The organism is Streptomyces sp. SID12488 (assembly GCF_010548275.1).
In the GTDB taxonomy this organism is placed as follows: Bacteria; Actinomycetota; Actinomycetes; order Streptomycetales; family Streptomycetaceae; genus Streptomyces.
On record NZ_JAAGLT010000004.1, the window covers coordinates 1 to 12121 of the forward strand.

Genomic DNA, 12121 nt, shown 5'->3' on the forward strand with positions numbered 1-12121 from the left:
CCCTCGGTGAGGCGGCCGGCGCCGACGACGGCTCGGACGGGCAGCCCACAGGGCGCCGGCGCCGAGCCCTGGCGGCGGCGGCCGAGCGCGGCAGCGCGCAGGAGGCGGGCCCACGTCCGGTGTTCGCCCTGCCTCCGGCAGCGGCCGACCGGACGGACGAAAGTGCCGCGGCGCCCGCCGGGCCGGTCGACGACCGGTTCGACGACGGTGGCCGTCATGACGGGCTCATGCACGATCCCGACGACGACCACACCCCGCCCCAGCCTCACCCGACCTCCGCGCCGACCGGTCGCCGCCGTGCGCGCCAGGCTCCGGAGCAGCCGACGGCAGTGCCGCCGGGCGGGATCCCCGGCCAGGCCGTTCCCGTTCAGGCCGTTCCCGTTCAGGCGGCTCCCGCACAGGCGATGGCCGCCCAGGCCGCCGCCGGTCCGCAGGGCGGTGTACCGGGGCAGGGGCAGGGGCAGGGCATGCCCGGTCAGGCTGTTCCCGCCGCACAAAACGCACAGCTCGCGCAGCCCGCCCAAGTCGCACAGGCCATGCCCGGACAGGCAGTTCCCGCGCAGGGGCTTCCCGCGCAACCGATGCTCGGACAGCCGGTCGCGCAGCCCGTCCCCGGTCAGCCTCTCCCCGGTCAGCCCGTCCCGGCACAGGGCATCCAGGGCCAGCAGGTTCCCCAGCAGGTCCCGCAGCAGGCCCCCCAGCCCGTTCCCCAGGCCCATCCGCAGCAGGTCCCGGCGCAGGGTACGGCGTCCCAGCCCGCCCTTGCCCAGGGTCTCGCACCCGGCCAGGCGATCCCCGCCCAGGCCGCCCAGCCTCAGCCCCAGCCCTGGCCCACGACCGACGACGAAACCCCGGACGCCGGCACCGCCGTAGCGCCGAACCCGAACAACCCGGCCGCTGTTCCTGCCGCTGCCCCCGCGCCTCAGGCGGCAGCCGTCCCCCTTCCTCCTGAGCGGGTCGCGCAGCCCCGGGTAGGGCAGGCGCTGCCCGCCGAGGCCGCCGCCGCGCCGGTAGACCCGAACTCGGCGCAGGGGCACGCGATCAGCGTGCGGACGCTCGGGCAGGGGGTGGCGTTCAGTCGGCAGGCGGCGCAGGTCCAGACACCGGGCCGGCCGCAGAACGCGACGCCTCCGCACGGCACCAACGGCTCGAACGGCTCCGGTCGTCGCCGCAAGCTCGGTACGCGCCCCGAGCCTGCCGGCCAGCCTGAGACGACGGGCCGCCCGCACCCGCAGACAGGCCAGGCCGCACCCGCCGCACCGGTGCCGGCCCAGCCTTCCCCGGCCGGCCAGGCACCTTTGCAGGGTCAGGCCTCCCTCGCCGGGCAGGCACCGCCCGCCCAGGTGGCGTCGCCCACGCAGCCCTCGCTCGCCGGGCAGACACAGCTCGCCCCGGGCACTCCGCGGCTGCCCGGGTTCACCGAAGGAGCCGGGCGCTCGTACGCCATAGGAGCACCGGACCAGAACGCCGCCGAGGGCCCGGAGCCGCTCGACGGGCCCGGCGGCGCCGTCGAGGTCTCCGACCAGCCGCAACCACAGCCCATGGACGACGAGCTGCCGCCGGAACCGCTGGACAACCCGCGCCGGCTGCTGGTGTGGCCCGCGCCGGACGTCAGCACGCAGCAGGCGCTCAGCGACCGCGGGTACCGGCCCGTCATCGTGAACTCGCGCGAGGAGGTCAGCGCGCAGATCGCGGCCTTCCCGGCAGCACTGTTCGTCGATCCGCTGACCGGGCCGATCACCCGGACCGCTCTCCAGTCGCTGCGCCAGGCCGCCGTTGCCGCCGAGGTTCCGGTGCTGGTCACGGCCGGGCTCGGGCAGGCGACGCGCGAGGCGGCGTACGGCGCCGACCCCGCCGTACTCCTGAAGGCGCTCGCCCCGCGTGACAGTGAGCAGCATCCGCCGCGGGTACTGCTCATCGAGGAGCACGCGGAGATCGCGCTCGCGCTGACGGCGACGCTGGAGCGGCGCGGGATGCAGGTCGCGCGGGCCGCGAGCGACGCCGACGCGGTCACGCTGGCCTCGCAGCTGCGACCGAACCTGGTGGTCATGGACCTGCTTCAGGTGAAGCGTCGCAGGGCTGGAATCGTGGACTGGTTGCGGGCGAACGGGCAGTTGAACCGCACCCCACTGGTCGTCTACACGGCCGCCGTCGACCAGGCCGACCTGCCGAGGCTCGCCTCCGGCGAGACGGTGTTGTTCCTCGCCGAACGGTCCACCAGCGCCGATGTGCAGAGTCGGATCGTCGATCTGCTCGCCCGCATCGGCACCAATTAGTCAGCGTTGATCGGCACATTCTGCATGTGTGGGGTGGGGCGATGTTTCACGTGAAACATCGCCCCACCCCACACATGTCACGCACGTATATCACCCACACGCGTCAGCCCCGGTCGGCCGTCAGAGCTTGGTGACGTCCAACTCGCCCTCCGCGTACTGCTTGCGCAGGACCTTCTTGTCGAACTTGCCGACGCTCGTCTTCGGGACCGACTCGATGATCGTCCAGCGCTCCGGGAGCTGCCACTTGGCGATCTTGCCCTCGTCGGCGAGGAAGGCGCGCAGTGACGCGAAGTCGGCGATGGAGCCCTCCGACAGAACGACCGTGGCCAGCGGGCGTTCGCCCCACTTGTCGTCGGGGACGGCCACGACGGCCGCCTCCATGACGTCCGGGTGGGCCATGAGGGCGTTCTCCAGGTCGACGGACGAGATCCACTCACCGCCGGACTTGATGACGTCCTTGGCGCGGTCGGTGAGCGTCAGGAAGCCGTCGGCGCTGATGGTGCCGACGTCGCCCGTCTTGAGCCAGCCGTCCTCGCTGAACTTGTCGGCGGGGCGCAGGGGTTCGTTGTCAGGGCCGTTGTAGTAGGAGCCCGCGATCCACGGCCCGCGCACCTCCAGCTCGCCGGCCGATTCGCCGTCCCAGGGGAGCCGTTCGCCACCGGGGCCGCTCAGCCGGGCCTCGACGCTCGCCGGGAAACGGCCCTGCGTGAGGCGGTACGTGAACTCCGCCTCCGTACCCACCGCATGGGCCGGCGGCCGGGCGATCGTGCCGAGCGGGGAGGTCTCCGTCATGCCCCAGGCGTGGCAGACGCGCATGCCCAGCTTGTCGAAGGCCGCCATGAGGGCGGGCGGGCAGGCGGAGCCGCCGATGGTGACCTGGGTGAGGGACGAGACGTCCCGGGGGCGCTCGGTGAGCTCCAGGAGCAGGCCCTGCCAGATGGTGGGGACTGCGGCGGCGTGCGTCGGCCGGATCTTCTCGATCATCTCGGCCAGCGGGACGGGTTGCAGGAACCGGTCCGGCATCAGCATGTTGACGCCGGTCATGAAGGTCGCGTGGGGCAGGCCCCAGGCGTTCACATGAAATTGGGGGACTACGACCAGGGAGGTGTCCTGGTCGGTCAGGCCCATGGACTGGGCCATGTTGACCTGGAGGGAGTGCAGGTAGATGGAGCGGTGCGAGAACACCACGCCCTTGGGGTCGCCCGTCGTCCCCGAGGTGTAGCACATGGCGGCGCCCGTGCGTTCGTCCAGCTCGGGCCAGTCGTAGCCGGTCGGCTTCCCGGCGACGAGGTCCTCGTACTCGTGCACCTGGGCGTGCGACCCGGCGAGGGCGGAACGGTCACCGGGGCCGGAGATCACGACGTGCTCGACCGTCTTGAGGTGCGGGAGCAGCGGGGCGAGCAGCGGGAGCAGCGAGCCGTTCGCGATGATCACCTTGTCGGCGGCGTGGTTGACGATCCAGGCCAACTGTTCAGGAGGCAGACGCAGGTTCAGGGTGTGCAGGACCGCGCCCATGGAGGGGATCGCGAAGTAGGCCTCGACATGCTCGGAGTTGTTCCACATCAGCGTGGCCACACGGTCGTCGCCGTCGACTCCCAGGTCGTCGCGCAGGGCGTGTGCGAGCTGTGCCGACCGGGCCCCGATCTCGGCGAAGGAGCGGCGCTGCGGTTCGGCCTCACCGGTCCAGGTGATGACCTGCGAGTCGCCGTGGATCGTCGACCCATGGGTCAGGATCCTTGAGATCAGCAGCGGTACGTCCTGCATGGTGCTCAGCACGGCGTCCTCCCGGGGCTTCATTGCCTACTCGGTGGTAAATGGTGTGCTGATTCTGCGCACATACCGAGCGGTACGTCACTAGGGGAGAGTGATCGATCAGATCACGTCGTGCCTCGGGAACTATCGGGGGTCACAAGAGGTTCCCATCCGGGAACCAACGGGCCGATTCACCGGTGGTTTCACCGGCGGAGCTACCAGCCGATCCACTGGCGGAGCTATCGGGCCAGCACCAGCTCAGGGTCCTCGCGCAGCTTGCCCAGCGCCCGTGAGACCGCCGACTTGACCGTGCCCACCGACACCCCGAGCACCTCGGCCGTCTGGACCTCGCTCAGATCCTCGTAGTACCGCAGCACCACCATCGCCCGCTGCCGCGCGGGCAGCTTCATGATCGCGCGCCACATCGCGTCGTGCAGCACCTGATGGTCCGCCGGATCACCGACCGGCGTCCCCTCGGGCTCGGGCAGCTCGTCGCAGACGAACTCGTCGACCTTCCGCTTCCGCCACTGCGACGTCCGCGTGTTCAGCAGCGCCCGGCGGACATAGCCGTCCAGCGCACGGTGGTCCTCGATCCGCTCCCACGCGACGTACGTCTTGGTGAGCGCGGTCTGCAGCAGGTCCTCCGCGTCGCTCGGATTCGCGGTGAGCGACCGGGCGGTGCGCAGCAGGACCGGGCGACGGGCCTTCACGTACGACGAGAACGAGGGGTACGTGGGGTACGAGGCCTGCGTGGGGTAGGACGCGAACGACAGGGTCTGCGTCGCCGGCGTAGCCGCGTTCGAAGCGCTGGTGCAGACGAGTGTGGTCATGGCTCTACGCTAGGTTCGCCCCCCGCTCGGGCGGATCGGCCGCAGGTCCCGAAGCCACGTCCGCCTCAGGTTGTAGGAAGGGGGCTGCCTCCACCTCCTGAAGGTGGAGGCCGGGTACGGGACTGTAAGGGTTCAACCCTGAGGGGTCGTACGGCGGTAGTACGGCGGCTGCTCCTCCGGTAGTAGGAGAAGCCGCGGGCCCAGCGGCCGGCCGCACGGTCGCGCTCATCCGGCGGCCTCCAGCACCAGCCCCGACGTAGGCACCCCCGTACCTGCCGTGACCAGCGCTCTTTCCGCGCCCGGCACCTGGTTGACGGAGTTCCCGCGGAGCTGTCGTACCGCCTCCGCGATGCCGTTCATGCCGTGCAGGTACGCCTCCCCGAGCTGACCCCCGTGCGTGTTCAGGGGCAGCCCCTCGGCCGCGACGAAATCCGCCGCCTCACCCGGTGCGCAGAAACCGAACTCCTCCAGCTGCATCAGCACGAACGGCGTGAAGTGGTCGTACAGGATGGCGACGTCGATGTCGGCCGGGCCCACACCGGCGGTCCGCCACAGCTGGCGGGCCACCACGCCCATCTCGGGGAGCCCGGTGAGGTCGTCGCGGTAGAAGCTGGTCATCTGCTCCTGTGCGCGGCCGGCGCCCTGGGCCGCCGCCGCGACGACGACGGGCGACTGCCGCAGCTCGCGCGCCCGTTCGACGGAGGTGACGACGACCGCCTGACCGCCGTCCGTCTCCTGGCAGCAGTCCAGCAGCCGCAGCGGCTCGGCGATCCAGCGCGAGGCCGCGTGGTCGGCGAGGGTGATGGGCCGGCCGTGGAACCAGGCGGCCGGATTGGTCGCCGCGTACTTCCGGCCACGAACGGCGACCTGCCCGAACGCCTCCGCCGACAGCCCGTACGCGTACAGGTAGCGCTGCGCCGCCATCGCCACCCAGGAGGCGGGCGTGAGCAGCCCGAACGGCAGCGACCAGCCGAGCGCCACCCCCTCCGCCGACGGCTCTCGCCGCTGCACCCCCGACCCGAACCGCCGTCCCGACCGCTCGTTGAACGCCCGGTAGCAGACGACTACCTCGGCCACCCCGGCCGCGACGGCGAGCGCGGCCTGCTGCACGGTCGCGCAGGCGGCGCCCCCGCCGTAGTGGACCCGTGAGAAGAAGGACAGCTCCCCGATCCCCGCGGCCTGCGCGACGGTGATCTCCGGGCTGGTGTCCATCGTGAACGTGACCATGCCGTCCACGTCGGCCGGCGTCAGCCCGGCATCGTCGAGCGCGGCCCGCACCGCCTCCACAGCCAGCCGCAGCTCGCTGCGCCCCGAGTCCTTCGAGAACTCGGTGGCCCCGATGCCGGCGATGGCCGCACGGCCGCCGAGGTCGTCACGCGCGTGCAGGGTCACGGGGTGCCTCCCGAGGCCGACGGGGGTACGGATGGGGGTACGGAGACGGTCACCGTTCCGGACACGTGCCGGCCGATCCCGTTCGACCCGAGGACGCGCACGACGGCCGTGTCGCCGTCGACGTCCTCGATACGGCCGGTCAACACCATGGTGTCGCCGGGGTAATTGGGGGCGCCGAGACGGATGGCAAGCTTGCGCAGTACCGCGGCCGGCCCGAAACAGTCGGTGACGTACCGTCCCACCAGCCCGTTCGTGGTGAGGATGTTCATGAAGATGTCGGGGGACCCCTTGGCCCGCGCCGACTCGGCGTCATGGTGCACGTCCTGGAAGTCACGGGACGCGATCGCCCCGGCGACGATCAGCGTGCGCGTGACCGCGATCTCCAGCGGCGGCAGCTCGTCCCCGGCCCTCATCCGCCCACCTCCGCGGGAAGGTCGCCCCGGAACACCGGAAGCGCCGGCTGCCCCTCCTCGTACCGTACGAATTCCAGCCGCACCGGCATCCCGATCCGCACCTTGTCGTACGGCACGCCCACCACGTTGCTGACGATCCGCACGCCCTCCGCGAGCTCGATCAGCCCGACCGCGTAGGGCGGGTCGAAGGCCGGGAAGGGCGGGTGGTGCAGGACGACGTACGAGAAGACGGAGCCGTCGCCGGACGCCTCGACGGTGTCCCACTCTCCGCCGCCGCAGGCGTTGCACCCCGGCAGCCAGGGGAAACGGAGGGTGCGGCACCCGACGCAGCGTTGGATGAGGAGCTGGCGGCGGTCGACACCGTCCCAGAATCCGGCGTTGTCACGGTTGATGACCGGCCGGGGGCGCGTGGGGGTAGGGGTGGGGGTGGGGGTGGGCTTGACCTGGGGTTTCTGCCCCACAGGGGTCTCAGATGTCTCAGGCACCTCAGGGGCGCGCGAGGGGGCGTACGTGCGTACCGGCGCGTACTTGAGGATCCGGAACCGGTGGGTGCCCACCGGATCACCGTCCACTCGCACATCAGTCCGGGTCGTGACGAAGTACCCGGTGCCGAGCTTGGTGGTCTTGGGCCCGGCGACGGACTCGACGACCGAGTCGAAGGTGACCTGGTCCCCCGGCCGCAGAGGCCGCAGATACTCCTGCTCGCAGTCGGTGGCGACGACCGAGGTGCAGCCCGCGCCGTCGAGCAGGGCGAGCAGTTCCTCGTACGCGGCCGAGCGGCCCGGATTCCCGGAGAGGCCGCCCATCGTCCACACCTGGAGCATGGCGGGCGGCGCGACGGCGTCCGGTCCGGCGTACGCCGCACTCGTGTCGCCCAGCGCCTCACACCAGTGCCGGATCATCGGCTCGTTGACCGGATCCTTGCCGACACCGTCGCGGACGGCGGGGCGCCCTTCGAACGCGGCCAGCCGCTCGGCGAGTTGATCGCCGGGCGGATCACCGAGTCGAGGACCGGGCCGGTCCCCGGGCTGATAACTGGGTAGGTGGGTCACGGTTTCTGACTGTCCGTCAGATGCTGGAGAGTGTCAATAGGATGCCGAGGGCTCGCAAAACGTCTGCGCGGCGGCACGAAGTACGTGCCGCCGCGCAGACGCGTTACCACCCCATGAAGCGCTCCCCCCAAGGGAGTTCAGGACCGCCGGGGACCCACACCCCCGTCGGCCCATGGCTCACCAGAGGTTGGTGAAGTTGACGACGGCGTTGGACTGGTCGATGGCCGTGAAGGCGGAGCCGTTCACCTGTGCCGTGTTGTTCTGGTTCGAGGCGCCGGAGCCGACCGCCTGTTGCTGCGAGGTGGACGAGTTGCCGTTGTTGTTTCCGCCCACGCCACTGCCGATGATGCTGGCGACGGCCGAGTTCGATCCGTCGTCCGCGAAGGCGCCGTTGTCCGCCGTGGCGACGCCGCTGAAGAGCGCGGCGGCGAGGGGCAGAGCCGAGACGGCGGCGAGAACGCGGGCGGTACGGATGCTTGCCATGTCTGTTCCTCCAGAACATGTACGCCCCGGCTACGTGCCGGACCGTACGAAGTACGTGTGATGCGTAGTGCATGTGACGCGTAGTACCTGTCATGCGTGAACTACCTCTAGCCCCAAGGCGGTTGGCCACCCGCCCCAGCGCTGCTTCGCCGCTGTGCACTGCGTCGCGAGATCAGGATTGCCCACCGAATCCCCGGCGAACCACCCCGGAACCACTCATTCCCCCTGAAGCGTGATGACAAGTCGATAAACCCTCTTCAAGTAACGGAAGTTGCAGGTCAGGCCAGTGAGGGTGATTCACGCCAACCAGTACGGCTGACACCCAAGGGACGCAAGGGCCGAAGCGTTCCCGCACATTTCCAGCCATTCCGCCAAGACGACTCCGGAGGGCCACATGCCCTTCCCTTTTTCGAACATGAGTACGAACATAGAGGCATGGCCACCACAGACCGGCAGGCCACGACGCTGGCCCTCGCCCACGCCCTGTCAGCCGCCGAACGCGGCCTGGCCGTCATCCCCCTGTCCCGCACGAAACTCCCGGCCCTGCGCTCCCCCCACCACGACGACCCGGCCCCGGCCCCGTGCCACGGCGAGTGCGGAAGCATGGGCCACGGCGTGTACGACGCCACGACCGACCCGTCCCGCATCCGCGAACTCTTCGCCGCCGCCCCCTGGGCCACCGGCTACGGCATCGCCTGCGGCCTGCCCCCGCACCACCTCATCGGCATCGACCTGGACACCAAGTCGGGTACGGACTCCTCCGCCGCCCTACGCGAACTGGCCCTGCGCCACCTCTTCACGATCCCCGAGACGGTCGTCGTCCTGACCCCGTCCGGCGGGCGCCACCTCTGGCTGACCGGCCCCGCGGACGCCGTGGTCCCCAACTCGGCTAGCAGGCTGGCCCCCGGCATCGACATCAGAGGAGCCGGCGGCTACCTCGTCGGCCCCGGCTCCCGAACCGAACACGGCGTCTACGGCACCGCCCCAGGCACCGCCCACCTGACCCCGGCCCTCTGCCCACCGTCCCTCCTGCGCCTACTCCTTCCGCCGCCGCGCACGCCCTACTCCACGTCCCCCACGCCGGGCGAACACGGCCAGGGCCTGGTCCAGTTCGTCCTCGCGGCCCACGAGGGCCAACGCAACACCCGCCTCTTCTGGGCAGCCTGCCGCGCGTACGAGAACGGCCTCGGGCCCGCCCTGCTGGCCCCCTTGGTCGAAGCGGCCGTACAGACGGGGCTGACGGAACGGGAGGCACGGGCGACGATTGCTTCGGCGGCGAGGATGACGGGGCGGCGGGGGTGAACCCCGGGGCGGGGCTGCCAGCCTGAGGGAGCGGACACACAGGAGGGGCGCCCCCGGTGTCGGGGCGCCCCTCCTGATCGGCTCACGCACTGAGCCACTGCGGAAGCGGTGAGATTCGAACTCACGGTGACATCGCTGCCACGGCGGCCCGACCGACCGTTTCAAGGTGAGGCAGTCATGGCCGAGGCAATGGTGTGGAGCGCGCAACGCGGAATCCCACGTCGTCGATCCGGAAGGTCGGGTGGCTGCGCCGCCGCACCGACGCCCGGCAGCTCCAGTGCTCGTCGGCCCATCCACCACCGCGGAGCACCCGGTAGGTGCCGTACACCTCGGCGTCGTAGACGTCCCAGCACCAGTCCCACACATTGCCCAACATGTCGTACAGACCCCATGCGTTGGGTTGCCTGCCGCCGACAGCATGGATCCGCCCATCGGAGTTGCCCTGGTACCAGGCGACCTCGTCGAGCGGGCCGTACCGCGCGCCAGTAGTCCCCGCACGACAGGCGTGCTCCCATTCGGCCTCGGTCGGCAACCGGTATCCGTCCGAGGAGGTGTCCCATTCGGCCGTGCCGGCGTCGACGCGCAGGTCATACGCGGGGGCCAGCCCCTCACGCCGGGACAAGACGTTGCAGAACTGGACGGCGTCCCACCACGAAACACCCTCAACCGGTAGCCGCTCGCCCTGGGTGCTACTCGGCCCTCGGCCTGTGATCAGTGCGTACCAGGACTGAGTGACAGGGAACGCCGACATCTGAAACGGCGCCACCTCGACCGGCCAACTGCTCTGCGTCCGCCGGTCCGACAGCGTCACCCGTCCCGACGGGACGGCGACCATCTCGTTTACTGTCCCCACGTCCACAACGGCCACCCTAGTGGCGCCTTCCCCACTCCGCCGATCTCTCGGAGGCGGCAGCGAAGCCGTTGTCGGACCAGGCCCAGCACCTCCACCCCCTCAACGATGGGGCCAGATCAACTTCGCAAGCTGTGGCGCCACTTCGCAAGCCGGAGCGGCTTCTCGTCCGTGCGGTGAAGCCCAAGGACGCCCTGACGAATGAGCCAGGCGTCCCAGCCCCGTCGACCTGGCCTGTGACGCGATCCGCACACGTGCCATCATCCTGTTCGCCGGGACGACAAGGAGGGGTGATGGCTGGTGTAACAGTGACGGTCTGCCTGCCGGCCGAGGCCGCGGACGATGTCGAAGGGGCGCTCACGAAGGCTCTTGCGCCCTTCGACTCCGATTCAGGAAACAACCCTGTCAGTCGCGGCATGTGGGACTCCCGCCGAATTCGCGGCGGCAGCAACGGCATGGGCTTCGCCGTCGCCTCCGGACACGCGGACGACCCCCGGCTCGTCCATGACAACCCTGCACCCGGCGGCACACCCCGCCCCAGCCCTCCGGGCGTCTGCGCCGGAGGACCACGCGCACTGCTGGATTTCTCCCAACCGCATCTTGCTTCCGAACGTGCCGCCGCCGCGTCGTGGGACCTGTGGCACAGCCTCTCCGCTGTGCACCCTGCGGCCGTTCCCCTCGCGGACTACGTGGACCGCTGGCAAAACGACCCCACCGCATTCGGCGGTGACGGGTACGCAGACGCGATGTTCTCCGCCTACCGGGCCCAGCCGCTGATCAAGGCTTACCTCGACCACCCCTTCAGCCTCGACTCGGGCTTCCTGGGCTTCATCGGCGACAGCGATCCTTCGGAGCACCCGGTCATCGGCTACGCGGGAACCCGTGCCGAGTACATCCGAGAGCACACGTGGACGAGGTCGGCGAACACCGATGTGCTCACTCTGGATGGCTGGTGGCTGGAGGTGTACGAGCACGGCATGCAGGCCATCCACGCCTTCTGCGAACCCGAGCTGTGCCCGCACGACGCCCCGCGTCCCGCCATCTGGCCGGACAGCGAGGCATACCTCGCGGACCTTCCCGGCGACACGATCCTCGTCCGGGTCCACTGCCACTGCTGACGTGACCTATCGGGCCGGCTTCGCATGCGGGGTGGCCGATCCTCAGAACCTCACTCGCCCAAGCACTGAACAGACCCTCATCCAGCAAAAGCGCTCCCCCATCCGACAGAGGGTCCAAGCGCGGCACGGACCGTGGTCCACGTCTGCCCCACACACTGATCAACAATGCGACAGAGCCCGCGTCAAGGTTAGACAAGGTGAACGCAGGTGGGGTGTCCCTCACCGAGAGACACCCCACCTGACCTGCAAACTCTCCGACCTGGCGGAAGCGGTGAGATTCGAACTCACGGTGACATCGCTGCCACGACGGTTTTCAAGACGGTTCGCTTGGGCCGGTCGGGGAACCTGGCTACGGCCCGTTCACCAGGGGCGGAGCTGGTAGAGCGTGCCGGGCGCGGGTGCTACTCGGGGGGCGTGGTCCAGACGGGGTCCACTGGGTCGGTTCCGCTCCCCAGGGATGCCGCTGAACGGTGGTGCCGGCGCCACGACGGCTCCTCGGCCGCCCCGCCTACACCGACCTAGCGCGTCCCACCGGCAGCCGCAGACAGCAACCCGGGACCGGAACCGTCAAGCGTGAAGCGTGAAGCGACGTCAACGCGTAAAGCATCAACCGAAGTATGGCATAAGTCACATATTGAACTATGTACAACTGC

9 protein-coding genes and 1 pseudogene are annotated in these 12121 nt (G+C 70.2%); 3 read left to right on the forward strand and 7 right to left on the reverse strand.

Going from position 1 to position 12121, the window contains the following annotated elements; translation table 11 throughout:
* Positions 1–2276: pseudogene (locus G3I56_RS08170) on the forward strand (nickel transporter); the annotation flags it as partial.
* Positions 2277–2396: 120 nt separating this feature from the next.
* Here G3I56_RS08170 and G3I56_RS08175 read toward each other — a convergent pair.
* The 6 genes from G3I56_RS08175 to G3I56_RS08200 form a co-directional block, all read right to left on the reverse strand.
* Positions 2397–4073 carry a long-chain fatty acid--CoA ligase gene (locus G3I56_RS08175; RefSeq protein WP_164408232.1) on the reverse strand — a complete coding sequence of 559 codons (1677 nt, stop codon included), beginning with the start codon at positions 4071–4073 and terminating at the stop codon, positions 2397–2399.
* Positions 4074–4267: 194 nt separating this feature from the next.
* On the reverse strand, positions 4268–4858 hold the full coding sequence (locus tag G3I56_RS08180) for a SigE family RNA polymerase sigma factor (protein WP_164408233.1): 591 nt from the start codon (positions 4856–4858) through the stop codon (positions 4268–4270).
* A gap of 225 nt (positions 4859–5083) precedes the next feature.
* Positions 5084–6250 (reverse strand): lipid-transfer protein, encoded by a 1167-nt coding sequence (locus G3I56_RS08185; RefSeq protein WP_164408234.1) that lies wholly within the window; start codon positions 6248–6250, stop codon positions 5084–5086.
* Positions 6247–6663, reverse strand: a complete 417-nt coding sequence (locus tag G3I56_RS08190; protein ID WP_164408235.1) for a MaoC family dehydratase — start codon at positions 6661–6663, stop codon at positions 6247–6249. The genes G3I56_RS08185 and G3I56_RS08190 overlap by 4 nt, the downstream gene beginning before the upstream one ends.
* A complete protein-coding gene (locus tag G3I56_RS08195) occupies positions 6660–7631 on the reverse strand; it encodes an OB-fold domain-containing protein (RefSeq protein WP_203689516.1) in 972 nt (323 codons plus the stop codon). Before G3I56_RS08195 ends, G3I56_RS08190 begins: the two co-directional genes overlap by 4 nt.
* Before the next feature lie 261 nt (positions 7632–7892).
* Positions 7893–8198: a hypothetical protein gene (locus tag G3I56_RS08200; RefSeq protein ID WP_164316012.1), complete on the reverse strand. Its 306-nt coding sequence runs from the start codon at positions 8196–8198 to the stop codon at positions 7893–7895.
* A gap of 435 nt (positions 8199–8633) precedes the next feature.
* Between G3I56_RS08200 and G3I56_RS08205 the strand changes: the two genes are divergently transcribed.
* On the forward strand, positions 8634–9500 hold the full coding sequence (locus tag G3I56_RS08205; protein ID WP_164408237.1) for a bifunctional DNA primase/polymerase: 867 nt from the start codon (positions 8634–8636) through the stop codon (positions 9498–9500).
* Positions 9501–9675: 175 nt separating this feature from the next.
* On the opposite strand, the gene G3I56_RS08210 is transcribed toward G3I56_RS08205, so the two are convergent.
* Positions 9676–10359: a formylglycine-generating enzyme family protein gene (locus tag G3I56_RS08210; RefSeq protein WP_343239903.1), complete on the reverse strand. Its 684-nt coding sequence runs from the start codon at positions 10357–10359 to the stop codon at positions 9676–9678.
* 284 nt (positions 10360–10643) lie between these two features.
* Between G3I56_RS08210 and G3I56_RS08215 the strand changes: the two genes are divergently transcribed.
* Positions 10644–11468, forward strand: a complete 825-nt coding sequence (locus tag G3I56_RS08215; protein ID WP_164408238.1) for a hypothetical protein — start codon at positions 10644–10646, stop codon at positions 11466–11468.
* The last annotated feature ends 653 nt before the right edge of the window (positions 11469–12121 follow it).